This window comes from Streptomyces sp. NPDC017890 (genome assembly GCF_044328675.1).
Classification (GTDB): Bacteria; Actinomycetota; Actinomycetes; order Streptomycetales; family Streptomycetaceae; genus Streptomyces.
This window is the reverse complement of sequence record NZ_JBIRHU010000016.1, coordinates 150616-176095: the sequence shown is the minus strand read 5'-3', so window position 1 is coordinate 176095 and position 25480 is coordinate 150616. Positions and strand designations below refer to the sequence as shown.

General features: G+C 72.3%; 22 protein-coding genes and 1 pseudogene. 9 read left to right on the top strand and 14 right to left on the bottom strand.

All coding sequences use genetic code 11. From position 1 onward, the window contains the following. Positions 1–67 precede the first annotated feature (67 nt). Together ACH4F2_RS22150 and ACH4F2_RS22145 are read right to left on the bottom strand one after the other, a co-directional pair. Positions 68–733 (bottom strand): YdcF family protein, encoded by a 666-nt coding sequence (locus ACH4F2_RS22150; protein WP_398134429.1) that lies wholly within the window; start codon positions 731–733, stop codon positions 68–70. Further along, positions 730–1524: pseudogene (locus ACH4F2_RS22145) on the bottom strand (GntR family transcriptional regulator). Before ACH4F2_RS22145 ends, ACH4F2_RS22150 begins: the two are co-directional and overlap by 4 nt. Before the next feature lie 158 nt (positions 1525–1682). On the opposite strand from ACH4F2_RS22145, the gene ACH4F2_RS22140 reads away from it, so the two are divergent. Next, positions 1683–2120 (top strand): ATP-binding protein, encoded by a 438-nt coding sequence (locus ACH4F2_RS22140; protein ID WP_398134428.1) that lies wholly within the window; start codon positions 1683–1685, stop codon positions 2118–2120. Between the two features lie 174 nt (positions 2121–2294). Here the strand turns inward: ACH4F2_RS22140 and ACH4F2_RS22135 are convergent, their stop codons facing one another. From ACH4F2_RS22135 to ACH4F2_RS22115, 5 genes are all read right to left on the bottom strand, one after another. Continuing rightward, on the bottom strand, positions 2295–3446 hold the full coding sequence (locus ACH4F2_RS22135; RefSeq protein ID WP_398134427.1) for an XdhC family protein: 1152 nt from the start codon (positions 3444–3446) through the stop codon (positions 2295–2297). A 50-nt stretch (positions 3447–3496) separates the two neighbouring features. Further along, positions 3497–4954 (bottom strand): NCS2 family permease, encoded by a 1458-nt coding sequence (locus ACH4F2_RS22130; RefSeq protein ID WP_398134426.1) that lies wholly within the window; start codon positions 4952–4954, stop codon positions 3497–3499. Between the two features lie 300 nt (positions 4955–5254). Next, entirely contained in the window at positions 5255–7639 is a 2385-nt protein-coding gene (locus tag ACH4F2_RS22125) for a xanthine dehydrogenase family protein molybdopterin-binding subunit (RefSeq protein WP_398134425.1), read from the bottom strand. A 2-nt stretch (positions 7640–7641) separates the two neighbouring features. Further along, the gene (locus ACH4F2_RS22120) at positions 7642–8247 is read right to left on the bottom strand and encodes a (2Fe-2S)-binding protein (RefSeq protein ID WP_398134424.1); all 606 of its coding nucleotides are present in this window, start codon (positions 8245–8247) and stop codon (positions 7642–7644) included. Continuing rightward, positions 8247–9137 (bottom strand): FAD binding domain-containing protein, encoded by an 891-nt coding sequence (locus ACH4F2_RS22115; protein ID WP_398134423.1) that lies wholly within the window; start codon positions 9135–9137, stop codon positions 8247–8249. Before ACH4F2_RS22115 ends, ACH4F2_RS22120 begins: the two co-directional genes overlap by 1 nt. Before the next feature lie 290 nt (positions 9138–9427). Here ACH4F2_RS22115 and ACH4F2_RS22110 point away from each other — a divergent pair, with 290 nt between their 5' ends. Next, positions 9428–11134, top strand: a complete 1707-nt coding sequence (locus ACH4F2_RS22110) for a PucR family transcriptional regulator (protein WP_398134422.1) — start codon at positions 9428–9430, stop codon at positions 11132–11134. A gap of 161 nt (positions 11135–11295) precedes the next feature. Further along, positions 11296–12084, top strand: coding sequence for a hypothetical protein (locus ACH4F2_RS22105; protein ID WP_398134421.1), 789 nt, complete (start codon positions 11296–11298; stop codon positions 12082–12084). A 304-nt stretch (positions 12085–12388) separates the two neighbouring features. On the opposite strand, the gene ACH4F2_RS22100 is transcribed toward ACH4F2_RS22105, so the two are convergent. From ACH4F2_RS22100 to ACH4F2_RS22085, 4 genes are all read right to left on the bottom strand, one after another. After that, positions 12389–13027, bottom strand: a complete 639-nt coding sequence (locus ACH4F2_RS22100; RefSeq protein ID WP_398134420.1) for a hypothetical protein — start codon at positions 13025–13027, stop codon at positions 12389–12391. Positions 13028–13107: 80 nt separating this feature from the next. Further along, positions 13108–13932 (bottom strand): rod shape-determining protein, encoded by an 825-nt coding sequence (locus ACH4F2_RS22095; RefSeq protein WP_398134419.1) that lies wholly within the window; start codon positions 13930–13932, stop codon positions 13108–13110. Continuing rightward, complete coding sequence (locus tag ACH4F2_RS22090) at positions 13929–14318, bottom strand: TraR/DksA family transcriptional regulator (RefSeq protein WP_398134465.1); 390 nt, start codon at positions 14316–14318, stop codon at positions 13929–13931. Before ACH4F2_RS22090 ends, ACH4F2_RS22095 begins: the two co-directional genes overlap by 4 nt. 55 nt (positions 14319–14373) lie before the next feature. Then, on the bottom strand, positions 14374–14700 hold the full coding sequence (locus ACH4F2_RS22085; protein ID WP_398134418.1) for a TraR/DksA family transcriptional regulator: 327 nt from the start codon (positions 14698–14700) through the stop codon (positions 14374–14376). Positions 14701–15058: 358 nt separating this feature from the next. Here ACH4F2_RS22085 and ACH4F2_RS22080 point away from each other — a divergent pair, with 358 nt between their 5' ends. The 4 genes from ACH4F2_RS22080 to secD all read left to right on the top strand — a co-directional run bounded on the left by ACH4F2_RS22080 (position 15059) and on the right by secD (position 19877). Further along, positions 15059–16012, top strand: a complete 954-nt coding sequence (locus ACH4F2_RS22080; RefSeq protein WP_398134464.1) for a HAMP domain-containing sensor histidine kinase — start codon at positions 15059–15061, stop codon at positions 16010–16012. A gap of 2 nt (positions 16013–16014) precedes the next feature. Next, positions 16015–16728: a response regulator gene (locus ACH4F2_RS22075; RefSeq protein WP_398134417.1), complete on the top strand. Its 714-nt coding sequence runs from the start codon at positions 16015–16017 to the stop codon at positions 16726–16728. A gap of 217 nt (positions 16729–16945) precedes the next feature. Further along, positions 16946–17377 (top strand): hypothetical protein, encoded by a 432-nt coding sequence (locus tag ACH4F2_RS22070; protein WP_398134416.1) that lies wholly within the window; start codon positions 16946–16948, stop codon positions 17375–17377. Positions 17378–17468: 91 nt separating this feature from the next. Next, a complete protein-coding gene (secD, locus tag ACH4F2_RS22065) occupies positions 17469–19877 on the top strand; it encodes a protein translocase subunit SecD (RefSeq protein WP_398134415.1) in 2409 nt (802 codons plus the stop codon). A 101-nt stretch (positions 19878–19978) separates the two neighbouring features. Here secD and ACH4F2_RS22060 read toward each other — a convergent pair whose 3' ends face one another. Next, positions 19979–20806, bottom strand: a complete 828-nt coding sequence (locus tag ACH4F2_RS22060; RefSeq protein ID WP_398134414.1) for a GntR family transcriptional regulator — start codon at positions 20804–20806, stop codon at positions 19979–19981. Between the two features lie 168 nt (positions 20807–20974). Between ACH4F2_RS22060 and ACH4F2_RS22055 the strand changes: the two genes are divergently transcribed. Continuing rightward, positions 20975–21820 (top strand): (2Fe-2S)-binding protein, encoded by an 846-nt coding sequence (locus ACH4F2_RS22055; RefSeq protein ID WP_398134413.1) that lies wholly within the window; start codon positions 20975–20977, stop codon positions 21818–21820. A gap of 219 nt (positions 21821–22039) precedes the next feature. After that, positions 22040–23092 (top strand): DUF2637 domain-containing protein, encoded by a 1053-nt coding sequence (locus ACH4F2_RS22050; RefSeq protein ID WP_398134412.1) that lies wholly within the window; start codon positions 22040–22042, stop codon positions 23090–23092. Between the two features lie 37 nt (positions 23093–23129). On the opposite strand, the gene ACH4F2_RS22045 is transcribed toward ACH4F2_RS22050, so the two are convergent. Then, a complete protein-coding gene (locus tag ACH4F2_RS22045) occupies positions 23130–23513 on the bottom strand; it encodes an ATP-binding protein (protein WP_398134411.1) in 384 nt (127 codons plus the stop codon). Positions 23514–23717: 204 nt separating this feature from the next. Then, positions 23718–25460 carry a pyruvate dehydrogenase gene (locus tag ACH4F2_RS22040; protein ID WP_398134410.1) on the bottom strand — a complete coding sequence of 581 codons (1743 nt, stop codon included), beginning with the start codon at positions 25458–25460 and terminating at the stop codon, positions 23718–23720. Positions 25461–25480: the final 20 nt, after the last annotated feature.

Here is a 25480-nt window from a genome sequence, read left to right as displayed (position 1 = left end):
TCGGAGGACTGACGCCTCCGTTGCCGGCCACCTCAGAGCGCGTTCGGCACTGCCTGCCGTCCCCAGGTCAGCTTCTTGCGCTCGTCCGCGGCGCGAGGCGGCTCGTGAAGCCACTCGCCACAAGCCGTTCGTACGCGCGGATGACTCCGTCCGGCACGTCTTGCGTGACCATGAAGCCTTGCGCGGGATAGATCAGCAAGCGCTGCAGCGAGCCGACGAGCATGTCGACGACCAGCCGTGCGTCCTGGATCCAGTCGACGTATGCGGGAAGGGTCATGGAGGCCGACGCGCTGACGAATTCCACCCCCGGCCACAGCTTCCGGGCCGTGGCGTAGGCGCGACGTTCCTCGTACGGCTTGCTGACGAGGAGTACGGAGGACGTGTCGGTCCCATGCTCTTCGAGCAGCGCACGGGAGAGAGTGATGTTCTCCCCCGTGTTCCGCGCCCGCGGCTCAACGAGGATCGCAGTGGCCGGAACCCCCAACTCCACCGCCCGCTCACGGTAGTGCTCAGCCTCTCCGCGCGGCATACGGTCGCGAGTGGTACGGCTGGTCGCCCCGGTGAAGACGACCAGCGGCATCATGCCCCGGTGGTACAGATCGGCGGTCGTCTCCGCGACGCCGAGATCATGACTGCCCAGCCCGATCCCCACGGAGCAGGGGCGCGGTTCATGGCCCATTCGCTGGAAGTCCCACAGTCGTTGAGCATCGGCCCATGCCTGTGCTGAGATCACTTGCGCTCGTCCCCCGGTTTCGCCGAGTCGGGAACCTCGAAGTCGTACGTCCATGAGAAGCGCGTCGCCGCGTGCACACCGATCGCGAACTCCACCGCGGTGCCGTCGGCCGTGTACGTCGTGCGGTGCTACTCCATCACCCAGTCACCCGGCGCGAGCTGGAGGAGCCGGGCTTCCTCGGCCGTGGGAACACGCGCGAACAGCGTCTCCCGCATGTGGTCGATCTCGTATCCGGCGTCGTACAGGACACGAAAGCCTCCGCCCGGACCGGCGGGCCCTGGCGTCGGGTCGACGATGCGGGTTCCTTCCACGTGCTCGCGACGGTAGTAGCTGGTCAGCGTATGCGTCGGCTGCGAGCCCTCCCTCACCACGCGGGCACGCGCGTAGACCTCTGCACCCTCCGGCAGACCGAGCGCCTCAGCGACGGCAGCCGACGCCGCCACCCGACTGACGGTCTGAGTCTGCTCATTCCGCTTGTACGCCCGTCCGGACGCCACGCGGTCAGCGACGAATGCCACTTCATCGCCGTCCCGCCACTTGGCCTTGTCGTATCGCGCAACGCCGAGCCGTTTGAGCGGAGCCCGCTCACGGACAACCGTGCCGTGCCCCCGCGAGGACGTGACCAGCCCTTCGGCTTCCAACGCCTTGTATGCCGCATGGACCGTGGACTTCGAACCTTCGCCCGCTTCCACCAGGTCTCTGATCTGCGGCAACCGGTCACCGGACGCGTACTGGCCCTTGCGGATCTGTTCGGCCAGCCGGTCCGCGAGCTCCCGCCACTTGGGCGCCATACAACCCTCCTCTCGACAGCAGCCAGTCAAACACAGTCCCAGGACTGTTGACAGTCCTGGGACTGTGAGGCCAGGATCACCCTTGACGGCTTGCAGTCCTGGGACTGCAACTAGAGACAACTGACGATGAAGACGGCGGCGGCAAGGAGTGAGCGCACGTGGCTTACACGATTGACCGATATCCCTGCGAGGACTCGCCGAGGCTCGGAGCGATGACCTTGCATCCGGAACCCGAGTCCGTCCCCCGCCTCCGGCGCTGGTTCCGGAAGTTCATCGCCCCGTACAACCCGGTCTGCTCGATCGACGACTGTGTCCTGCTGATCTCCGAACTGGTCACGAACGCCATCTGCCACGGCACGTCGGAAGATCCGTGGCTGGTACACGTCGAGTGGTTCCGCGACGGGACCTCACTCCGCGTCGAGGTCCACAGCCCCGGCCTCCCGGCAGGCGTACGACTGCGACACCCGGACGCGCACGACACCCACGGCCGAGGGCTCCACCTCGTCGACTCCCTCGCGGAGTCCTGGCACTCCGGCCCCAGTCGCCTCGGCGGCACGGTCGTCTCGTTCGTGGTCGCTGATGCCTGGCCGGCTTGAGAGGAGGACCGAACCGCGCCGTGGGCGCACGTCCCACAGCGAGTGGTGGGCAGGGACAGCACGAAGGCCTCGCGAGTGAACCCCTCCCGGCTTCAGCCACGCTACGGAAACACGCCCCTCAGCTTCAGACTCTTGCGACACTGAAAAGCCGACGGTGCCGGCGATCGGCACTGATCAGGCCACCGACCCGATGCGCCCCGCCGGTGCCGTCGGGCCGTCGTGGTGGATCGGGGTGTGGGCGCCGGTCAGGGAGGCGCCCGTGCCGCCGCGGCGGGCCGCGACGATCTCGGCGGCGATGGACAGCGCCGTCTCCTCGGGGGTGCGGGCGCCGAGGTCGAGGCCGATGGGGGACCTGAGCCGGGTCAGCTCCAGGTCGCTCACGCCGACCTCGCGCAGGCGTGCCTCGCGGTCGAGGTGGGTGCGGCGGGAGCCCATCGCGCCGACGTAGGCGACCGGCAGGCGCAGCGCCAGTTGGAGCAGCGGTACGTCGAACTTGGCGTCGTGGGTCAGGACGCACAGCACCGTGCGCGCGTCGACCTCGGTGCGTGCGAGGTACTCGTGGGGCCACTCGACGACGATCTCGTCCGCGTCGGGGAAGCGGACCTTCGTCGCGAAGACGGGGCGCGCGTCGCACACCGTCACGTGGTAGCCGAGGAACTTACCGGTGCGGACCAGCGCCGAGGCGAAGTCGATCGCGCCGAAGACGATCATGCGAGGCGCCGGGACCGAGGACTCGATCAGCAGTGTGAGCGGTGCTCCGCAACGTGAGCCTTGCTCTCCGATCTCCAGGGTGCCGGTGCGGCCGGCGTCCAGGAAGGCGCCCGCCTCGGCGGCCACCGTGCGGTCCAGTTCGGGGTGGGCGCCGAAACCTCCGGCGCGGGTGCCGTCCGGGCGGACGACGAGCGCGCGGCCCGTCAGCTCGGCCGGACCGCTGACGATTCGTGCCACCGCCGCCGCCTCACCTCGCGCGGCGGCGGCGAGCGCGGCGGCCAGCGCCGGACGGGCGGGGTCGTCCGCCCGTACCGGCGTGACGAGGATGTCGATGACCCCGCCGCAGGTCAGACCCACGGCGAAGGCGTCCTCGTCGCTGTAGCCGAAGCGTTCGAGGACGGTTTCGCCGTCCCCCAGCGCCTGCCGGCACAGCTCGTACACGGCACCCTCCACACAGCCTCCGGAGACCGAGCCGATCGCCGTGCCGTCGGCGTCCACCGCGAGGGCGGCGCCGGGCCGGCGGGGGGCGCTGCCGCTCACGGCCACCACGGTGGCCACGGCGAAGTCGCGTCCCTGCTCGACCCACCGGTTCAGCTCTTCGGCGATGTCCAGCATCTGTCGGTCTCCTTTGACGATGGGTGGGTGACGGGTTCCCGGGGCGGCGGCTAGTGCACGCCCAGCCAGCTCTCGATCGGGTTGAGGGCGAAGTAGACGATGAAGATCACCGTCAGGGCCCACATGAACGCGCCGATCTCCCGGGCCTTGCCCTGGGCGGCCTTGATGGCGACGTAGGAGATGACGCCGGCGGCCACGCCCGCCGTGATGGAGTACGTGAACGGCATCAGGACGACGGTCAGGAAGACCGGGATCGCGGTGGCCCGGTCGGCCCAGTCGACGTGCCGGGCGTTCATCATCATCATCGCGCCGATGACGACCAGGGCGGCGGAGGCGACCTCCTGCGGCACGATCGCGGTGATCGGCGTGAAGAAGAGGCAGGCCGCGAAGAACAGGCCGGTGACGACCGAGGCGAGTCCGGTGCGGGCCCCTTCCCCGACGCCGGTCGCGGACTCGACGAAGACGGTCTGGCCGGAGCCTCCCGCCACACCGCCGATCGCCCCGCCGGCGCCGTCGACGAACAGCGCCTTCGACAGGCCCGGCATCCGGCCCTTGTCGTCGGCGAGCTTCGCCTCGGTGCCGACGCCGATGATGGTGGCCATCGCGTCGAAGAACCCGGCCAGTACCAGCGTGAAGACGATCATGCCGACCGTCATCGCGCCGACCTCGCCCCAGCCGCCGAACTCCAGGTCGCCGAAGAGCGAGAAGTCCGGCATGGAGACCGCGCTGCCGTGCAGCTCGGGGGCGCCGTTGGCCCACTGCTCGGGGTCGATGACCCCGGTGGCGTTCAGCACGGCGGCGACGATCGTGCCGGTGACGATGCCGATCAGGATCGCGCCGGGCATGTCGCGCGCCTGGAGCATGAAGATCAGGAGCAGGGTGCCCGCGAAGAGCAGGACGGGCCAGCCGGCGAGTTCACCGGTGGGGCCGAGGGTGAGCGGGGTCGCCTTGCCCGCGTGGACGAAGCCGCCCTTGACCAGGCCGATGATGGCGATGAACAGGCCGATGCCCATGGTGATGGCGTGCTTGAGGGCGAGCGGGATCGCGTTCATGATCATCTCGCGGAGCCCGGTGACCACGAGCAGCATGATCACCACGCCGTACATCACACACATGCCCATGGCCTGCGGCCAGGTCATCTGCGGGACGACCTGCCCGGCGATCACCCCGGACACCGAGAGTCCGGCGGCCAGGGCGAGAGGCACCTTGCCGACGAAGCCCATGAGGAGCGTGGTGACCGCCGCGGCGAGCGCCGTCGCGGTGATCAGGGCCTTCTGCCCCAGGGTGTCCCCGGCGGCGTCCTTGCCGGACAGGATGACGGGGTTGAGCAGGACGATGTAAGCCATCGCCATGAAGGTGGTGGTGCCGCCGCGCACCTCACGCGCGACGGTGGATCCTCGGTGGGTGATGTGAAAGTACCGGTCGAGCCAAGACCGGCCGGCCGGGACGCGGGAACCCGCGCCCGCGTCCTCGGCGGTGGTCTTGGGCTCCACTGACTGCTGGGTCATGGGGCCGTCTCCCAAGGTTCAAAGGTGCACCCGGGTCGACCGCCGGGGCGGTCGCGGGATTTGGGATGTGTACGACCCGGGGGACGGCCCGAGACGAACGCGTGCGTGATGGTGCCTGCGTGGTGCGGTGTGCGTCGTGGCACCTGCGTGGTAGTACCTGCGTGGTGCTGTGTGCGGCGTGGCACCTGCGTGGTGCTGCGTGCGTTGTGGGACGTCAAGCACCGCGAGCGGAGCGGGGCTTGGGTTGTGCTCCGGGCGGCGCGGAGTGTGTGACGTTCCGTGCGCCGCCCGGAGGGTCACTCACACCGTGCCGGTCAGGTGCTCCGGCCGTACCGGCGTGCGGTCGAGCGCCAGCCCGGTCGCGTTGCGGACGGCCGCGAGGACCGCCGGGGTCGACGACAGGGTGGGTGCCTCGCCGATGCCGCGCAGCCCGTACGGGGCGTGGTCGTCGGCGAGTTCGAGCACGTCGACCGGGATGGTCGGCGTGTCGAGGATGGTGGGGAGCAGGTAGTCCGTGAAGGACGGATTCCTGACCTTCGCGGTCCTGGGGTCGACGACGATCTCCTCCATCACGGCGATGCCCATGCCCTGGACGGTGCCGCCCTGGATCTGGCCGATGACGGAGAGCGGGTTGAGCGCCTTGCCGACGTCCTGCGCGCAGGCCAGCTCGATCACCTTGACCAGGCCCAGCTCGGTGTCGACCTCGACGACGGCGCGGTGCGCGGCGAAGGAGTACTGGACGTGGCCGTTGCCCTGGCCGGTGCGCAGGTCGAAGGGCTCGGTCGGCCGGTGCCGCCACTCCTCCTCCACCTCGACGGCCTCTCCCTCCAGCACGTCGGCCAGGCCGGCGAGGACCTCGCCGCCGTCGGTGACGACCTTGCCGCCCTCCAGGAGGAGTTCGGCGGTGGCCCAGGCCGGGTGGTAGGAGCCGAACTTGCGCCGGCCGATCTCCAGGACCTTCTCGCGGACCAGCTCGCAGGCGTTCTTCACGGCGCCGCCGGTGACGTACGTCTGCCGGGAGGCGGAGGTGGAGCCGGCCGAGCCGACCTGGGTGTCCGCCGGGTGGATGGTCACCTGCGTGACGCCCAGTTCGGTGCGGGCGATCTGCGCGTGGACGGTGACGCCGCCCTGGCCGACCTCCGCCATGGCGGTGTGCACGGTGGCCACCGGCTCGCCGCCGACGACCTCCACGCGGACCCTGGCCGTGGAGTAGTCGTCGAAGCCCTCGGAGAAGCCGACGTTCTTGATGCCGACCGCGTAGCCGACACCGCGGACGACTCCCTCGCCGTGCGTGGTGTTGGACAGGCCGCCGGGCAGCTGGCGTACGTCCGAGCCCTCGCTGGACTCCCACTGGCGTTCCGGCGGCATCGGCATCGCCTTGACGCGGCGCAGCAGCTCGGCGACGGGCGCCGGGGAGTCGACCGGCTGGCCGGTGGGCATGATGGTGCCCTGCTCCATGGCGTTGATCCGGCGGAACTCCACCGGGTCCATGCCGAGTTCCTTGGCCACCTTGTCCATCTGCGCCTCGTAGGCGAAGCACGCCTGGACCGCGCCGAAGCCGCGCATCGCGCCGCAGGGCGGGTTGTTGGAGTAGAGGGCGATGGCCTCGATGTCCACGTCGTCGACCACGTACGGGCCGACCGCCAGGGAGGCGGCGTTGCCGACGACCGCCGGGGAGGCGGAGGCGTAGGCGCCGCCGTCCAGGACGATCCGGCACTTCAGGTGCGTGAGCCTGCCGTCCTTGGTGGCGCCGTGCTCGTAGTGGAGCTTCGCCGGGTGGCGGTGGACGTGGCCGAAGAAGGACTCGAAGCGGTTGTAGACGATCTTGACCGGCTTGCCGGTGCGCAGGGCCAGCAGGCAGGCGTGGATCTGCATCGAGATGTCCTCGCGCCCGCCGAAGGCACCACCGACGCCGGAGAGCGTCATGCGGACCTTGTCCTCGGGCAGGCCGAGGACCGGGGCGATCTGCTTCAGGTCCGAGTGCAGCCACTGCGTGGCGACGTACAGCTCGACGCCGCCGTCCTCGGACGGCACCGCGAGACCGGACTCGGGGCCGAGGAAGGCCTGGTCCTGCATGCCGAAGTAGTACTCGCCCCTGACGATCACGTCGGCCCGCCGGGCGGCCGCGTCGGCGTCGCCGCGGACGATCGGCTGGCGGTGCACGATGTTGGGGTGCGGGACGTGGCCGACGTGGTGGTCGTCGCGGTTGTCGTGGACGAGGATCGCGTCGGGGGCGGTCGCGGAGGCCTCGTCGGTGATGACGGGCAGCTCCCGGTACTCCACCTTGATCTTCGCGGCGGCACGGCGCGCGGTCTCCGGGTGGTCGGCTGCGACGATCGCGACCGGTTCGCCGTGGTGGCGTACCTTCCCGTGCGCGAGGACCGGGGTGTCCTGGATCTCCAGGCCGTAGTTGCGGACCTCGGTCGGCAGGTCGTCGTACGTCATGACGGCGTAGACGCCCGCCATGGCGAGGGCCTCGCCGGTGTCGATGGAGACGATCTCGGCGTGCGCGACGGTGGAGCGCAGGATCTGGCCCCAGAGCATGTCCTCGTGCCACATGTCGGACGAGTACGCGAACTCGCCGGTGACCTTGAGGGTGCCGTCCGGGCGGAGCGTGGACTCGCCGATGCCGCCCTTGGTCTGGGACCCCTGGGTGATTTTCGTGGGTGCGCCGGTGGCAGCCATGTTCAGACCCCCTCGGACTGACGGGCCGCGGCCAGGCGGACCGCGTCCATGATCTTCTCGTAGCCCGTGCAGCGGCACAGGTTGCCCGACAGCGCCTCGCGGATGTCCGCGTCGGTCGGGTTCGGGTTGCGCTCCAGCATCTCGTCGGCGGCGACCAGCAGACCGGGCGTGCAGAAGCCGCACTGGACGGCGCCGGCGTCGATGAACGCCTGCTGGATGGGGGCCAGTTCGGTGCCTTCGCCGGTCTGCGAGTCGGTGCCCTCTGCCTGCCACCGCTTGGCCCGGTCGAGGGTGGTGCCTCTCCCCTCGACGCCGCCGGTGCTGCCGCAGGCGCCGGTCGCGCAGCCCTCGGCGCGCTCCTTGGCGAAGTCGGCCAGGCCCTCGACGGTGACGACCTCGCGACCCTGCGCCTGGCCGGCCGCGACCAGACAGGAGCACACCGGAACGCCGTCCAGGCGGACCGTGCAGGAACCGCACTCGCCCTGCTCACAGGCGTTCTTGGAACCGGGCAGGCCCATCCGCTCGCGCAGCACGTACAGCAGGGACTCGCCCTCCCACACGTCGTCGGCTTCCTGCGGACGTCCGTTGACAGTGAAGTTGACGCGCATTACGCCGCTTCCTCCGTGGTGTGGCGGGCGCCGCGGTACGACTCCCAGGTCCAGGTCAGCGTCCGGCGGGCCATGACGCCGACCGCGTGGCGGCGGTAGCTAGCGGTGCCCCGGACGTCGTCGATCGGGTTGCAGGCGGCGGAGCACAGGTCCGCGAACTGCTTGGCGGCCGACGGGGTGATGATCTTCCCGTTGTCCCAGAAGCCGCCCTCTTCGAGCGCCGCGTTCAGGAACTCCTCGGCGGCCTCGGCCCGGACGGGCGTGGGCGCGGCCGAGCCGATGCCGGTTCGGACGGTACGGGTCTCGGGGTGCAGGGCGAGACCGAAGGCGCACACGGCGATGACCATGGCGTTGCGGGTGCCGACCTTGGAGAACTGCTGGGGACCGTCGGCCTTCTTGACGTGCACGGCGCGGATCAGTTCGTCGGGCGCGAGCGCGTTGCGCTTCACGCCGGTGTAGAACTCGTCGATCGGGATGCGGCGAGCGCCGCGCACCGACTCCACCTCGACCTCGGCGCCGGCGGCGAGCAGCGCCGGGTGGGCGTCGCCGGCCGGGGAGGCGGTGCCGAGGTTCCCGCCCACGCCGCCGCGGTTACGGATCTGCGGTGAGGCGACCGTGTGCGAGGCGAGGGCGAGACCGGGGAGTTCGGTGCGCAGACCCTCCATGATCCGCGTGTACGGCACGGAGGCGCCGAGCCGGACGGAATCCTCGCCGACCTCCCACTCGGTCAGGTCGCCGATGCGGTTCAGGTCCATGAGGTACTCGGGCCGACGGTGGTCGAAGTTGATCTCGACCATCACGTCGGTGCCACCCGCGATCGGCACAGCGGTGGGGTGCTCGGCCTTCGCGGCGAGCGCCTCCTCCCAGCTGGCGGGGCGAAGGAAGTCCATGACCGGCTCTCTTCTTCGTCTTCGTCTGGTGAGTCGTACAGATTGAGCCAATCCGTGTGCGGCGGTCCCGGCTCGTTCAAGTGCTGTTCACGTGGAGTGGGCTCAGTACACCGCCCGGTGCTCCACCGGGGTCAGTCGCAGAAACCATGAAGGAGTTGGCTGGCCAGCGCGGGCATCTTGTAGATTCGTATGAAAGGAGGTCCTCAGTCACCTCCTCGTTTTCCTCCGGAAACGGGCGACACAGCCGCGTGACCTGGAACACTTCGAGACAAAGAACGGCGGCGACGAGAATGCGGCTGCGCGCACTGCTGGACACCGACGCGCTGGGCCTCAAGCTGCTCGGCGGCGAGGACGAGCTGGACCGCTCCGTGCGGGGCGTGATGACCACCGACCTGCGGGATCCCAGCCGCTATCTCTCCGGCGGGGAGCTGGTGCTCACCGGTCTGGCCTGGCGCCGGGACGCCGCCGACTCCGACCCGTTCGTCCGGATCCTGGTCCAGGCCGGGGTGGCCGCCCTCGCCGCGGGCGAGGCGGAGCTGGGGCGCGTGCCCGAGGACATGGTGGCGGCGTGCGCGCGGCACCGGCTGCCGCTGTTCGCGGTGAACGAGTCGGTGGCCTTCGCGACCATCACCGAACACGTCGTCCGCCAGGTCTCCGGCGAGCGGGCCGGCGACCTCGCGGCCGTGGTGGACCGGCACCGCCGGATGATGACCTCCGGCCCGGCGGGTGGCGGCCCCGACGTCGTCCTGGACCTGCTCGGCTCCGACCTGGACCTGCGGGCGTGGGTGCTGTCCCCGACCGGGCGGCCGGTCGCCGGCCCGAAGGACGCGGGCTTGGCCCTGTCCTCGGAGGTGTGCGCGCAACTGGCGGCGGAGCATCTCGCGGCCACCCGCGCGGGCCGGCGCGCGCCGCACCGGGTGACCCTCGGCGCGACGACGTACAGCCTCTTCCCGGTGCACGGCTCCGGGCACCGCCCGGCGGCCGGCGCGGGGCGTCTGCCGCAGGCCCCCCGGGACGTGCGCGAGACGGTGCTGTCCGACTGGCTGCTGGTCGTGGAGGCGGACGCCGGGGACTGGGCCGAGGAGCGGCTCGACCTGCTGTACGGCGTCACTCAGCTGATCGCGGTCGAACGGGACCGGCGGGACGCGGCGCGCACGGTGCGGCGGCGGCTCGCGCAGGAGGTCCTGGAACTGGTGCAGACGGGCGCCGCGCCCGCCGAGATCGCGGCCCGGCTGCGGGTCGCGGCACCGGTGCTGCTGCCGGGCCTCGGCGCGGCCCCGCACTGGCAGGTCGTCGTGGCCCGCGTCGAATGGGAGGACGGCGCCGACGGCGCGACGGAGACCGGCCCGGTCGCCCAGACCCTGCTGGAGGAGGTCCTCGTCGACCCGCTCGCCACGGGCCCGGAGCACTCCGACCGCATCGCGGTGGCGCACACCGGCGACGAGGCCGTCGCCCTCGTACCGCTGCCGGCGGTCTCCAGCGAGCACGACGGCTCCGAGACCGGCATCCTCGCGGACACGCTGCTGGCGTCCATACGGGAACCGCTGTCGGCCGGACTGGACGGCGACGGGCGGGTCACGATCGGGGTCAGCGCGGCCGTGCACTCGGCGGAGGGACTGCGCGGCGCGCTGGAGGAGGCACGGCACGCACGGCGGGTCGCCGCGGCGCGCCCCGGCCGGGTGTGCGCGGCCGGCCACCAGGAACTGGCCTCGCACGTCCTCCTGCTCCCCTTCGTCCCCGACGACGTCCGCCGGGCCTTCACCGCCCGGCTGCTGGACCCGCTGCGGGACTACGACCGCCGCCACCGCGCCGAGCTGATCCCGACGCTGGAGTCGTTCCTCGACTGCGACGGCTCCTGGACGCGCTGTGCGACCCGGCTCCACCTGCACGTCAACACGTTGCGCTACCGGGTCGGGCGGATCGAGCAGTTGACGGGGCGTGACCTGTCGCGCCTCGAGGACAAGCTGGATTTCTTCCTGGCACTGCGGATGAGCTGAGACGCGGGGCGCGCGAAGGGCCGAAACGGTCCCAAACCTCGGGACCGGGAAGTCCCACGACTTTGTGAAAAGTTTCACCCACCCTCTTGGCCGGGCCGCCGGATCCGTGCTGAGATGCGGCCACCACTCGAGAGCTCGATGGCGTGCCTAGGGAGGGCGACGTGGCGCATTCCGCCATGGCTGGTTCTGGTTGGGGAACGACCGAAGGTGACGATCCGCTCCAGACCGCGGTATGGCGGTTGCGCTCGCGCGCCTGCTGGGCCGACGCGGCCGCCCTGCTGGAGCCGGTCACCGCGGCCACCGCCTTGCAGCGGACCGCGCTGCTGGTGGAGCGGTGCCTGTACACCGAGCAGGGCTGGGCCCAGGCCGAGGACGCGCTGCGCACCGCCGAGGCGCTGGCCGACAGCGACGACGAGCGCGGGGCCGCCGCCTGTGAACGCGGGCAGCTCGCGTACGCCGCCACGGTGCACGGGGTACGTGATCGTGCCGACGAGGCGCGGGCCGCGCTGGGCCGGGCGGCGGCGCTGATCGCGCCGGGGGCCGGGGGGCGGGCGCTGCTGGACTTCCGGCGCGGGCTGCTCGCGGAGAACCTGACCCGTTCGCCGCAGGCCGCCCGCGCGGCGTACCGGCGGGCGCATGCGGGGGCGACCGCGCACGCCGACCCGCTGCTCCAGTCCTTCACCTGGCGACATCTGGCCGGACTCGCCCTGCGGGAAGGGGAGTTGGCCGACGCACGGCACGGTTTCGCCGAGTCGCTGCGGATCCGCGAGGAGCTGGGGTACCTCGTCGGTACGGCCCCGGCGCTGGTGTCGCTCGCGGACGCCGAGAGCGAACCGGAGGCGTCGCGGCTGCGGGAGGAGGCGCGGCGGCTGTTCCGGCTGCTCGGCGGCGTACCGACGTGGCTGGCACGGCAACTGGCACCACCGGCGGCGGGCGCGGCGACGGCGTGACGGCACGCGCCCCGGCGCTGCGCGGGGCGGCGGGGGCGGCAGCATCCGGCTCGGCGACGGGCACGGCAACGGGTCACTGCACCCGGCTCGGCGACGGGCACGGCCACGGCACCCGGCTCGGCGGGCGTCACGGGAGCCTGGTCCAGTGCGGGGGCGCGCAAGGGAGGACGCGGCGGCACGCGGCCCGGCGGACCCATGAGGCAGGGTGACGGCGCGCGGCCCGGCGGTGCGCGCCGGCGACGGGTGACGGCACCCGGCCCGGCGGACCCATGAGGCAGGGTGACGGCGCGCGGCCCGGCCGCCGTCACGGGAGCCTGGTCCAGCGCGGGGCCGTGGCGGCCCAGGCGGCGTCCCACCCGGCGAGGTTGCGGCGTCGCAGCAGGAGCCCGGTAACCCCGTGGGCGGCGAGACCGGTGAGGGCGACGCCCAGGAAGGCGAGGAGCGCCCAGCCCATCGTGCGGCTGTGGATCTGCTGCGCGGTCAGCGGCGGACCGGTGATCTTCTCCGCCCTGTCGACCCAGACGAGGACGGTGCTGTCCGCGGGCAGCCCCGGCTCGACGTCGGTCTTCCCGGTCCGCGTCCGCCCGTCCGGTCCGGTGAACCGCACCTTGACGGGGTACCGGGTCTTCTTCGCCTCGTCCGAACCGGGCTCCGGGTGGCGCGGGGCGTCGTGAACGAGGACCGCGGGGCGGTGGTCCCGGGTCTGGGCCTCGTGCTCGGCGGTGCCCCGGTAGTGGCGGTGGGCGGTGTCCCCCACCGCGAACATCGCCGCCGGGGCCGCGACCAGCACGGCGAGCAGGATCCCGAGGGCGGCCCACGCCTGCAGCCGGTCGGTGCGGCGCCGCAGGGGATTGCGCCGCCACCGCCACAGCAGGGGGCGCGGTTGTCGTCCGGGGTCGGGAGCTGCGGGCGGTGGCTGTGCGGGAGGTATCTCACCAGCCACGGGTGTGCCTCCTTCCAGGGGCGGGACGGCGGGAGCGGCACCGCCCACGCCGGTCCGGCGGAGAGGGCGCCGGCGCCGGGTCAGTGCGGGTGTTCGTCCGGTGGATCCGTGCCCGTGGTCGACGGGTGGGAGTGCGCGGCTTCCAGGAGCTTGGCGGCGCCGCGGACGGCGGCCGTGTGCGGGGCCGGCACGGCGCGCAGCGGAACGTGCAGCCTGCCGGCGAGGTGGCAGGTGATCTCGGGCCGCAGGGCACCCCCGCCCGCGAGCAGCGGTCCCCTGCTCAGCGCGTCGACGGTGAGGGACGTACTGTCCTGCCGCAGCATCGAGGCCGTCATGTCGGCCACCGCCTCGCCGATCCGCACGGCCGGGACGGTGTCGTCGATGTCCCCCGTGCCCAGCGCGGTGCGGCGCGCGTCGAAGACGGCACCGTCCACCAGCAGCACCACCTCGGTGAGATGCGCGCCGATGTCCATCACGAGCAACGGCCGGGACAGGTCCGCGCCCGCCGCGAGGGCCACGGCGCGCGCGCTGGGGACGGTCAGCACACAGCGCGGGCGCAGCACCTCCACGGCCGTGCGGGCCTCGGCCCGGTAGGCGAACCCGTCCAGCACCGGCGCGGTCACCACGACCAGGGGACGGGCGGAGCGGGGCAGGCGGTGACCGAGCAGCCGGTCGAGCATCCGCGCCGTGCCCTGGGTGTCGACGATGGAGCCGCGCTGGATGGGGTGGACCGCACCGGCGCCGGGGAAGGTCACCGTCGGCACGTCGAGGATCATGCCGCGCCCGGCGACCCAGGCGCGGGTGCGGGCGCTGCCCATGTCGAGGGCGACGCCACTGCACTGCCGGCACAGCGGCCACGGCCGGTGCCGGGCGAGGCCGGCCAGGGGCCGGCGGACCACGGTCATCGTCCGGCCTCCCGCACCTGCTGGCAGCGAGCGCAGTAACGGGCCTGCGGCACGATCATCAGGCGCTCGCGGTCGATGGGACGCCGGCACAGATGACAGCGGCCGTATCGGCCCTCGGCCATGCGCGCGAGGGCCGCTTCCACGTCGGCGAGGACCATGCGCGCGGAGGCCACGAGCTTGACCCGTACCTCGGTCTGCGCGGCGGACCGCCGCTGGGTCAGCTCGTCGGCACGGGACGGGACGGTCGCGATCTGCCGCAGCTGCTCCTCGCGGAACAGCCGCTGCTCGTGGAGGTTGTCCCGGAGTGCGGCGAGATCCTCGGGCGACAGAGGCGACGATGGCGACAGAAGTGCGTCGCGGTCGCCGATGATCTGGTTGTTCACCACTTCACCCACTTCACCCCTTGGGCAGGGCGGGAGACGAAGACTGGACGGACGGTGGTCAGGCGGCGGCGCGGCGCTGGCAGGCGACGCAGTACCGCGTGTAGGGGAGGATTTCCAGGCGCTCCCCCGGGACGGGCTTGCCGCAGCCCAGGCAGGTGCCGTACATGCCGTCGTCGATACGGGCGAACGCCTCCTCGATCTCCTTGAGCACCCGCTCGATGGCGGCCTTCTGCGCGGACATCAGCTGGTCGTCCGCCTGACCGCTCTCCCCGAGGGCCTGCAGCTGGGTCATCCGGGTGTTGCGGGCGTGTTCGAGGCGCTGGCGTGCCTCGTGAGCGGTCAGCCGCTCGGGGCGCGGTTCGATGCGGGAGGTGTCGAGCGACACGGCGAGTCCTCTTCTCAACAGGGCCTGCTTCTCCGAAGGGGGCCTGCGGGTATGGCGAACGCCGGGCCGAACGGACCCGGTCAGCTCAACCATGGCCGGGCCGTCGGGGGAAACCCATCGGGCGCGGGCCCCATTTACCCGGGGACGGAGCATCCACTGGCGGCGCGCCCGGTGCGCGGTCGTATGGGTGTGCCGTGGCCCGGAAATGGGGGCCGGCACCCATCGACCCGGCGGGTGCGGGCGGGGCAGGCTGGTCTTTTGCTCTGTCGCGACCCCGGCCGCGGCTCCCGCCGAGGGTGCGATGACCGACAGTAGAGGCGTACCAGTCGACGCGTCGCAGAAGGAGGCGTACCCCCCGGTGTCCCTGTTCTGGCGGATCTTCGGGCTCAACGCGGTGGTGCTGGGCTTCGCCACGGCACTGCTGCTGTGGGCTCCGGTGACCGTCTCCGTGCCGGTCCTGCTGACCGAGGCGGTCATCCTGGTGGGCGGCCTGGGCGTCATGCTGGTCGCCAACGGGGCCCTGCTGCGCTGGGGCCTCGCGCCCCTGGACCGGCTCACGAAGCTGATGACCACCGTCGACCTGCTGCGCCCCGGCCAGCGGCTGCCGGTGTCCGGCGGCGGTGAGGTCCCCGAACTGATCCGCACCTTCAACGACATGCTCGACCGGCTGGAGCACGAGCGGGCCACGAGCACCGCCCGCGTCCTGCTCGCCCAGGAGGAGGAGCGGCGCCGTATCGCCCAGGAGTTGCACGACGAGGTCGGGCAGAGCATGACCGCGATCCTGCTGGTCCTGGGACGTGCCGCGGACGACGCCGACCAGCCGCTGCGCGACGAGCTGCACCAGGCGCAGGAGATCACCCGGGAGAGCCTGGACGAGGTCCGCCGCCTGGTGCGCCGGCTGCGGCCCGGCGTCCTGGACGATCTCGGTCTGATCAGCGCGCTGTCCTCGCTCACGCACGACTTCGCCACCCACACGGGCCTGCGGGTGGTGCGCCGGTTCGAGGCCGACCTGCCCGTCCTGGACCCCGAGACCGAGCTGGTCCTCTACCGTGTCGCGCAGGAGAGCCTGACCAACGCGGCCCGCCACGCGGACGCCGGGCGGCTGGAGGTGGGCCTCGGCCCCGCCGACGGCGCGGTGACGCTCACCATCGCCGACGACGGCCGCGGAATCGAGGCGGCGTGCGAGGGCGCCGGCATCCGCGGTATGCGGGAACGGGCCCTGCTCATCGGGGCCACCCTCGACATCACCTCGGCGCCCGGCGCCGGCACCCGCATCCGGCTCACCGCACCCGTACCCAGGAAGCAGCCCTGACCATGCCCGACCCGTCCCTGCCCGAGCCGACCGCGTCCGGCCCGACCGAGGTGCCCGCGTCCGATCCGGCCAGGATCCGCATCCTGCTCGCCGACGACCACGCGCTGGTGCGCCGCGGGGTACGGCTCATCCTTGACCGGGAGCCGGATCTCGAGGTGGTCGCCGAGGCCGGTGACGGCGCGGAGGCCATCGACATGGCGCGGACCCACGCCGTCGACCTGGCGGTCCTGGACATCGCGATGCCCCGTCTGACCGGCCTCCAGGCCGCTCGCGAGCTGGCCGCGCTGAAACCGGGGCTGCGCATCCTGATGCTGACGATGCACGACAACGAGCAGTACCTGTTCCAGGCGCTGAAGTCGGGGGCCTGCGGGTACGTGCTGAAGTCCGTCGCCGACCGCGATCTGGTCGCCGCCTGCCGGGCCGCGATGCGCGACGAGCCCTTCCTGTACCCGGGTGCGGTCACCGCGCTGATCCGCAACTTCCTGGACCGGGTGCGGCACGGCGAGGAGAGCGCCGACCACATCCTCACGCCCCGTGAGGAGGAAGTCCTCAAGCTCGTCGCCGAGGGCCACTCCTCGAAGGAGATCGCCGAGATCCTCTTCATCAGCATCAAGACCGTGCAACGGCACCGGGCGAACCTCCTGCAGAAACTCGGCCTGCGCGACCGCCTGGAACTGACCCGCTACGCCATCCGGGCCGGGCTCATCGAACCCTGACGAGTCCGGACGACCCGCGACGAGCCGCGACAAGCTCCGACGGTCCCTCCGAACCGCCCGTGGCTCTGGCCGCCCACTCCCCGGCCGGAGCCCCGGGCTTCCGCTCCACCTCCCCGGCCGTCAGACTGCTGATCAACCGTCACGCACCACCCACCAGCCCAGCAGCACCGACCAGCAGCACCCACCACGCATCACCCACCACGAAAGGGGACGGTGCATGCGCCCCGCACGTCGCACCGCCCCCGCCCTCACACCCCTCCCCGCCCCCGGTCGCCGGCTCGCGGCGACGCTCACCGCGCTGCTGGCCGTCCTGCTGATCCTGGTCCCGGCCGCGCCCTCGGCGGACGCTCGGGGCGCCGCCCCGGGTCTCGTCCCGGTGCCCGCGGCGACGACCGTCCCGCACCCGGACACCGGCTACCACGCCGACGACGGCTGTGCCACCGCCTGCGCCGCCCAGGCCAGGTCCCGGCACGACCACCTCGGTGAGCGTCCGGCGCCCCCGGACCGTCTCGCCGTCACGACACGTTTCACGGGCGGCGCCCCCGCCGCTCGCGCGCGGACCACGGCACCGTCCGGCGCCGTGCCCGTCTCCCCCGGCCGTACGAGCCACGACCGCGTGCGGGCCCCTCCTGTCTCCTCCGGCACCTGAGACACCCGTACTTCTACGTCCACCTTCCTTCACCTTCTTTCGCCGCGGCCGCGCTGGGCCGCTGCCGCGGCGTGCCCGCCGGAGGCCCGTGTTGAAACGTTCCCGTCCCCCCTCCCGTCCCCGCTCCCTGAGGGGGCGTGCGCTCGTCGCCCTCCTGGTGATGGCCGGAGCCGTGGCCATCGCCCTGACCATGCCGATCCGTCTCGGGCTCGACCTGCGCGGCGGCACCCAGATCGTGCTGGAGACCAAGTCCACCGAGACCACCGAGGCCGACCGGGAGGCCACCGACCGCACCGTGGAGGTGCTGCGCGGCCGTATCGACGCGCTCGGCGTCGCCGAGCCGACCATCGTCCGCTCCGGTGAGAACCGCGTCGTCGTCGAGCTGCCTGGCGTACAGGACCCGAAGAAGGCGGCCGACGTGCTGGGCCGCACCGCGCAGCTCACCGTCCACTCGGTGCTCGGCCCGGCCGGGGCCGAAGGAGCGGACGCCGCGAAGGACGCCGAGGCCGACGACGCCAAGCCTGACGACACGAGGCCCGACAACACCGAGACCTCCTCCGGCGCGGACGGCGAGCGCGTCCTGCCGGACGAGTCCGGACAGTCCCTCCGGCTCAAGGCGGCCACGCTGACCGGGCAGGACGTCAAGGGCGCCGACGCCCGCTTCGACCAGCAGGGCGGAGCGGGATGGCACGTCACCGTCGACTTCGAGGACGCGGGCAGCGACCGCTGGGCCGAGGTGACCGGCGAAGCCGCCTGCCACCCGGCCGGCGACCCGCAGCGCCGGGTCGCCATCGTGCTCGACAACAAGATCATCTCCTCGCCGCAGGTCGACCCGTCGGTGGCCTGCGGGGCGGGCATCGCCGGTGGCTCCACCCAGATCACCGGCTCCTTCGACGACGCCGAGGCCCGCGAGCTGGCCCTGCTCGTCAAGGGCGGCGCCCTGCCCGTACCGGTCGAGACCATCGAGCAGCGCACCATCGGCGCGACCCTGGGCGACGAGGCCATCTCGGCCGGCGCCTGGGCCGCCGTCATCGGCACCGCGCTGACCGGGCTGTTCATCATCGTCGTCTACCGGCTCATGGGCGCCCTCGCGACCGTGGCCCTGCTCTGCTACGGCCTGATCTCCTACGCCGCCCTGGCCGCGATCGGCGCCACCCTGACCCTGCCCGGCCTGGCCGGCTTCGTCCTGGCCATCGGCATGGCGGTGGACGCCAACGTCCTCGTCTTCGAACGCGCTCGCGAGGAACAGGCCGCCCGTACCCGTCCGAGCACCCGCTCGTCGCTGACCGCCGGTTTCCGCAGTGCCTTCAGCGCGATCGCCGACTCCAACATCACCACGCTGATCGCGGCCGCCCTGCTGTTCTTCCTGGCCTCGGGGCCGGTGAAGGGCTTCGGCGTCACCCTGGGCATCGGCGTCCTGGCCTCCATGGTCAGCGCCCTGGTGATCACCCGGGTGCTCGCCGAGTTCGCCGCGAGCCGCCCGGCGGTCTTCCGCCGCCCGCACATCACCGGCATCTCGACCACCGGCCCGGTCCGCGACGCCCTGCTGCGCCGCGACCCGTTCCTGCTGCGCCGGCCGCGCCGCTGGCTGGCCGCCTCCGCGGTCGTCCTCGTGGTGGCCGGCTCCGGCATCCTGGTCCGCGGCCTCGACTTCGGCATCGAGTTCACCGGCGGACGGCTCATCGAGTACTCCACGGCCACCCAGGTCGACGCCGACCGGGCGCGGGACGCCCTCGCCGACGCGGGCTTCCCCCGCGCGGTGGTCCAGTCCTCCGGCGACGGCGACCTCACGGTGCGCACCGAGAAGCTGACCAACGCCGAGGCGGAGACCGTCACGAAGACCGTCGGCGAGCTGGGCGGCGAGACGGAGAAGGTCCGCGACGAGCTGATCGGCCCCAGTCTCGGCGCGGAGCTGCGGAAGGACGCCCTGATCGCCCTGGGCCTGGCCCTGGCCGCCCAGCTGCTGTACCTCGCCGTCCGTTTCCGGTTGCTGTTCGGCACGGCGGCGGTCGGCGCGCTCGCCCACGACGTGGTCATCCTGGTCGGGGTGTTCGCCTGGCTGGGCAAGCCGATCGACGGGGTGTTCCTGGCCGCGCTGCTGACCGTGATCGGCTACTCGGTCAACGACTCGGTGGTCCTCTTCGACCGCATCCGGGAGCTGCTCGCCGGCAAGGACCGGAAGAAACCGTTCGCCCGGCTCACGAACCAGGCGGTCCTGCAGACCCTGCCGCGCACGGTCAACACCGGCATGGGCGCGGTGCTCATCCTCGCCTCGCTCGCCCTCCTCGCCGACGACTCGCTCACCGACTTCGCCCTCGCCCTGCTGATCGGCGTGGGGGTCGGCACGTACTCCTCGGTGTTCACCGCCTCCCCGCTGGCCATCGAGATGTACGACCGCGGCGGCGGATCTCGTCCGGCACGCCGCAAGGGCGGGGTCGGGGCCGGGACGGCGGAGAGGAAGGTGCCGGCGAGCCGCGCCGAACGGGAGGAGGTCCGCTAACCGGCAGGGGCACGCACGCGCGGCGCCGCACCGCACCCACGGGCGCCGCACCCTTGGCGTCGCGCTCAGGGGCTCAGGGCGGCGTGCTCAGGGCGTCGTGCTCAGGGCGTCACGGTGAAGTGCTCCCCCACCAGGGCCCGCACCACGGCCAGGTCGCCGGCGATCAGCGCGTCCAGCAACGCCGTGTGTTCGTGGGCGTCGGCGATCAGGTCGGCCCGTCCCCGTACCGCGGGGGCGCCGGCCGGCGGCCACTGGGCGCGGCGGTGCAGGTCACCGGCGATCCTGACGAGCTGGTCGTTGCCTGCCAGCGCGAGCACCGCGCGGTGGAAGGCGCGGTCGGCCTCGGCGTACGTCGCCGGGCAGCCGGACGACGCGGCCCTGACGGTGGCCTCGGCGAGGGGGCGCAGCTCCGCCCAGCGTTCGGCGGGCACCGTTCGGGCCAGGCGGAGCCATACCGGGACCTCGATCAGGGCCCGGACCTCGGCGAGCTCGGCCAGTTCCCGGTCGCCGCGCTCGACGACGCGGAAGCCGCGGTTGGGGACGACCTCGACGGCGCCCTCCAGGGCGAGCTGCTGCATGGCCTCCCGTACGGGCGTGGCGGAGACACCGAACCGCTCGCCGAGCGCGGGCGCCGAGTAGACCTCGCCGGGGCGCAGCTCGCCGGAGACCAGCGCGGTGCGCAGGGCGTCGAGGACCTGCCCGCGCACGGAGGAGCGCTGGACGAGGGCGCGCGGGCGGGGCGAGGGTGGTTCGCTGTGCGTGTGTTCGCCGCGCGCGGCACCGACCGTCTCCCCGGCTCCCCGTGCCCGGTCCGTGTCCGCGGCGCCGGGCCGCGCCGGGACCCGCACCGACCGGGCGGGGTCGGCGGCATCGGCGGTACGGACCCGCCCCGTGCCCGTCCCGGCCGCACCCTGCGTGCTCGGCTTCACGGGTCCTCCTGTGGGACGTGTCGGTACTTGGGGTCATTAACGGCGGGTTGTCACCTGTCCGTCAAGCACCATAAGGGCACGGGCCGTCAGTTCAAATCCCGGGGAACTTCGGTAAGGTAAGGCTTACCTGAAGCTCGCCCGTTCTCCGACGTGGATCGGTGGTCCCGCATGCCTGTCACCCGCTCGGCCCTCACGGACGCCTACGCGCGCCTGTCCGAGGTCCTCCCGGGACTGGGCGTCACCGAGCTGGACGCGGCCCACGAGGTCCCGCGCGGCGGCGGATGGGTCGGCGCCGCCTCTCTCGCGGCGGGCGAGTCGGAGCTGGAGGCCTTCCTCGCCTGGGACGACGCCCAGGTGCTGCGGGACTACGGGCAGCGGGCCCGGCCGGACGTGGTCGCGAGCTTCGGACTGCACCGGTACGCGTGGCCGGCCTGCCTGCTGATCACCGTGCCCTGGTTCCTGCACCGCCGAGTGCCCCGCTACCCCGCCACCCACGTCGCCTACGACCGTTCCGCCGCCGGCCTCCCCCTCGGCCGCATGGCCGTGCGCCCCGCCGGTTTCGCCTGCCTGCCCGGCGATCCGGCCGCCGCCCTGCCCGGTGCCCGCGTGGTCGCCGACGAGGAGGCGCTGCGGACCGAGGTGCGGGCCGCTGTCGCCGAGCATCTGGAGCCGGTGCTGGCGGGTTTCGGACCGCGGATGCGGCGGCGCGGTCGCGCCCTGTGGGGCATGGCGACCGACGAGGTCGTCGAGGGCCTGTGGTACGTCGCCCATCTGCTCGGTGAGCAGGAGCGGGCGCGGCACGAGCTGGAGCTGCTGCTGCCGGGCGCGACCAAGCCGTACGTCGGCGATGCCGCGTTCCGGGAACTGAAGGGGCCGGACGGCGAGCCGCTGCACACCCGGGACCGGGCGAGCTGCTGCATGTTCTACACGCTGCGCCCCGAGGACACCTGCGCCACCTGCCCGCGCACCTGCGACGCGGACCGCGTCACCAAGCTGCTCGCCACGGCGGTCTGAGCGTTCCGGACGCGCTCACGCGCGTCGCCTCCTGAGGTCACCGGCCAAGCTCGCATTCGAACCCAGAACCCGCTCGTCATACGAAAGTTCGAGCTGAACATCGCTCCGGGCACCCCCTCGCGCCCTCTTGGCGTCCTCTTGCCCCGAAACCCCTTGAGGCTCCTGGGGTTTGGGCCACCATGGCGGGCGTCAGGCCCTATCCCAATGCGAGGGACCCCCATGAGATTGACCGACATATCGCTGAACTGGCTGCTTCCGGGCGCCGTGCTGCTCCTGGGCATGCTGGCGGCGGTGGCGGTGCTCGCGCGCGGCAAGCGCTCCTCGGGGAAGGACGCGGGCACGGACGACTCGTGGGAGCGCATGGAGGAGCGCCGCAGGCGCAAGGAGGCCCTCTACGGCAGCGTCTCCTACGTCCTGCTCTTCTGCTGCGCCGCGGTCGCCGCCGCGCTCTCCTTCCACGGTCTGGTCGGCTTCGGCGAGCAGAACCTCGGCCTGAGCGGCGGCTGGCAGTACCTGGTCCCGTTCGGACTCGACGGAGCGGCGATGTTCTGCTCCGTCCTCGCGGTGCGCGAGGCCAGCCACGGTGACGCGGCGCTCGGCTCCCGCATACTCGTGTGGACCTTCGCGTTCGCGGCGGCCTGGTTCAACTGGGTGCACGCGCCCCGCGGCATCGGTCACGCGGGTGCCCCGCACTTCTTCGCGGGCATGTCCCTGTCGGCGGCGGTGCTGTTCGACCGGGCCCTGAAGCAGACCCGCCGGGCCGCCCTGCGCGAACAGGGCCTGGTGCCGCGTCCGCTGCCGCAGATCCGCATGGTCCGCTGGCTGCGGGCTCCCCGGGAGACGTACCGCGCCTGGTCGCTGATGCTCCTGGAGGGCGTGCGCAGCCTCGACGAGGCGGTCGAGGAGGTCCGCGACGACAGGCGTCAGAAGGAGGAGAAGAAGCTGCGGCGGCGCGAGCATGAGCGTCTGGAGCGGGCGCAGCTGAAGGCGATCAGCCGGGGCCACGGCCCCCGGGGCCTCCCCGGCCGCGGTGGCCGGCCGGTCGAGGTCGAGGTGCAGCAGGGCGAACGGGGCGCAGAACGCGCCACCGCGGAGCCTGCCATATCCACCCCGGAGCCGCTGCCCGCGGGCGGGCGTCCCTCCCTGCAGCCCGTACGTCGCGGAGCTGACCAGGTCACCGTCGACCTCACCGCGGAGGACGACACCCAGGCCCTGCCGCGCCTGGACTCCCTGGAGCGCAAACTCAAGGATCTGGAGCAGCAGTTCGGCTAGCCGAAGGCCGAGGGGGCGCCGGGACCCCGGCGCCCCCTCACGCGGCCTCGGCGTCCAGCCGGAACCAGACCGACTTGCCCACCCCGTGCGGCCGTACACCCCACGCGTCCGCGAGGGACTGCACCAGGACCAGTCCCCTGCCGTTCGTGCGCTCCTCCGGTTCGGGAGCCCGCGGCCTGGGCAGCCCGCCGACGAAGTCCCGTACCTCGACCCGCAGTCCGTCCGGTCCGACCGTTGCCGTCAGAACCGCGTCGTCGTCCGTGTGGACCAGCGCGTTGGTGACCAGTTCGCTGGTGAGCAGCTCCGCGATCTCCGACCGTCCGGGCCTGCCCCAGTGCCGCAGCATGTCGCGCAGCGCCCGGCGTGCCTCGGGCACGGCCCGCAGGTCCCTCTGAGCGAGTCTGCACCTGAGCTGTGGCACCGCCCGCCTCTTCCTGTCCCCCGTCCGCGTGCCGATGTCCGTTCCCTTCCGCTCGAAGCCCCTCGAACACGTTCACGGGGGAATCCTTGCCCGGCCGGACCCCAGGCAGTCATGTCGCATGCTCAACGACCGGTTGTTCGGCCACCGGAGCGGTCGAACTGGCCGGTTCCCGCCGGGTGGACGACGGGAATGTCCCGTCGGACCCTACGGCCGCGGCACGTTGCGCAGGTTCGAGCGGGCCATCTGGACCATGCGTCCGACGCCGCCGTCCAGGACGATCTTCGAGGCGGACAGCGCGAAGCCGGTGACCATGTCGGCGCTGATCTTCGGCGGGATGGACAGGGCGTTGGGGTCGGTGACGATGTCGACGAGGGCGGGCCCCTTGTGCTTGAACGCGGCCTTCAGCGCCCCGGCCAGCTCCTTGGGCTTCTCCACCCGCGCCCCGAAGGCCCCGCATGCCTCGGCGACGGCGGCGAAGTCGGGGTTGGCGTTGGAGACGCCGTGCGAGGGAAGGCCCGCGACCAGCATCTCCAGCTCGACCATGCCGAGTGAGGAGTTGTTGAAGAGGACGACCTTCACCGGCAGGTCGTGCTGGACGAGGGTGAGGAAGTCGCCCATCAGCATGGTGAACCCGCCGTCGCCGGACATGGAGACGACCTGTCGGCGCCGGTCGGTGAACTGGGCGCCGATCGCCATCGGCAGCGCGTTCGCCATCGATCCGTGCGAGAAGGAGCCGATGATGCGGCGCCGCCCGTTGGGCGAGATGTAGCGGGCGGCCCAGACGTTGCACATGCCGGTGTCGACGGTGAACACCGCGTCGTCGTCGGCCATCTCGTCGAGCACGGCGGCGACGTACTCGGGGTGGATCGGCACGTGCTTGTCGACCTTGCGGGTGTAGGCCTTGACGACGCCCTCCAGGGCGTCCGCGTGCTTCTTCAGCATCCGGTCGAGGAAGCGGCGGCTCTTCTTCTCCTTCACCCGCGGGATCAGGCAGCGCAGGGTCTCCTTCGCGTCGCCCCACACCGCGAGGTCCAGCTTGGAGCGGCGGCCCAGGTGCTCGGGCCGGACGTCGATCTGGGCGATCTTCACGTCGTCGGGCAGGAAGGCGTTGTACGGGAAGTCCGTGCCGAGCAGAATCAGCAGGTCGCACTCGTGGGTGGCCTCGTAGGCGGCGCCGTACCCCAGCAGGCCGCTCATCCCGACGTCGTACGGGTTGTCGTACTGGATCCACTCCTTGCCCCGCAGGGCGTGCCCCACCGGGGACTTGATCCTCCCGGCGAACTCCATCACCTCGGCGTGTGCGCCCGCCGTGCCGGCGCCGCAGAACAGGGTGACCTTGTCGGCGTCGTCGATCAGCCGCACCAGCCGGTCGATCTCCTCGTCACCGGGCCTCACCGTCGGCCGGGAGGTGACGAGCGCGGTCTCGGCGGCCTTCTCCGGCGCGGGCTCGTCGGCGATGTCGCCGGGCAGGGAGACGACGCTGACGCCGCCCTGGCCGACGGCGTGCTGGATGGCGCTCTGGAGCAGCCGGGGCATCTGCTTCGGGCTGGAGATCAGCTCGCTGTAGTGGCTGCACTCGCGGAAGAGCTGGTCGGGGTGGGTCTCCTGGAAGAAGCCGAGCCCGATCTCGCTGGAGGGGATCTGCGAGGCGAGGGCGAGAACGGGGGCCATGGAGCGATGAGCGTCGTAGAGGCCGTTGATGAGGTGCAGGTTGCCGGGTCCGCAGGAGCCGGCGCACGCGGTCAGCTTCCCGGTGATCTGGGCCTCCGCCCCGGCGGCGAAGGCGGCGGTCTCCTCGTGCCGCACGTGCACCCACTCGATGCCGGAGTGGCGGCGCACGGCGTCCACGACCGGGTTGAGGCTGTCGCCGACGACTCCGTAGAGGCGTTCGACTCCGGCGCGGGTGAGGATGTCGACGAACTGTTCCGCGACGTTCTGTTTGGCCATGGCTCCAGCTATGGCACAGC

Bases quoted from the DNA above. Each gene is read 5' to 3' on its own strand.
- ACH4F2_RS22135 (WP_398134427.1), bottom strand. From the start codon at position 3,446: ATGCTGGACATCGCCGAAGAGCTGAACCGGTGGGTCGAGCAGGGACGC.
- ACH4F2_RS22130 (WP_398134426.1), bottom strand. From the start codon at position 4,954: ATGACCCAGCAGTCAGTGGAGCCCAAGACCACCGCCGAGGACGCGGGC.
- ACH4F2_RS22125 (WP_398134425.1), bottom strand. From the start codon at position 7,639: ATGGCTGCCACCGGCGCACCCACGAAAATCACCCAGGGGTCCCAGACC.
- ACH4F2_RS22120 (WP_398134424.1), bottom strand. From the start codon at position 8,247: ATGCGCGTCAACTTCACTGTCAACGGACGTCCGCAGGAAGCCGACGAC.
- ACH4F2_RS22115 (WP_398134423.1), bottom strand. From the start codon at position 9,137: ATGGACTTCCTTCGCCCCGCCAGCTGGGAGGAGGCGCTCGCCGCGAAG.
- ACH4F2_RS22110 (WP_398134422.1), top strand. From the start codon at position 9,428: ATGCGGCTGCGCGCACTGCTGGACACCGACGCGCTGGGCCTCAAGCTG.
- ACH4F2_RS22095 (WP_398134419.1), bottom strand. From the start codon at position 13,932: ATGACCGTGGTCCGCCGGCCCCTGGCCGGCCTCGCCCGGCACCGGCCG.
- ACH4F2_RS22075 (WP_398134417.1), top strand. From the start codon at position 16,015: ATGCCCGACCCGTCCCTGCCCGAGCCGACCGCGTCCGGCCCGACCGAG.
- ACH4F2_RS22070 (WP_398134416.1), top strand. From the start codon at position 16,946: ATGCGCCCCGCACGTCGCACCGCCCCCGCCCTCACACCCCTCCCCGCC.
- ACH4F2_RS22055 (WP_398134413.1), top strand. From the start codon at position 20,975: ATGCCTGTCACCCGCTCGGCCCTCACGGACGCCTACGCGCGCCTGTCC.
- ACH4F2_RS22050 (WP_398134412.1), top strand. From the start codon at position 22,040: ATGAGATTGACCGACATATCGCTGAACTGGCTGCTTCCGGGCGCCGTG.
- ACH4F2_RS22040 (WP_398134410.1), bottom strand. From the start codon at position 25,460: ATGGCCAAACAGAACGTCGCGGAACAGTTCGTCGACATCCTCACCCGC.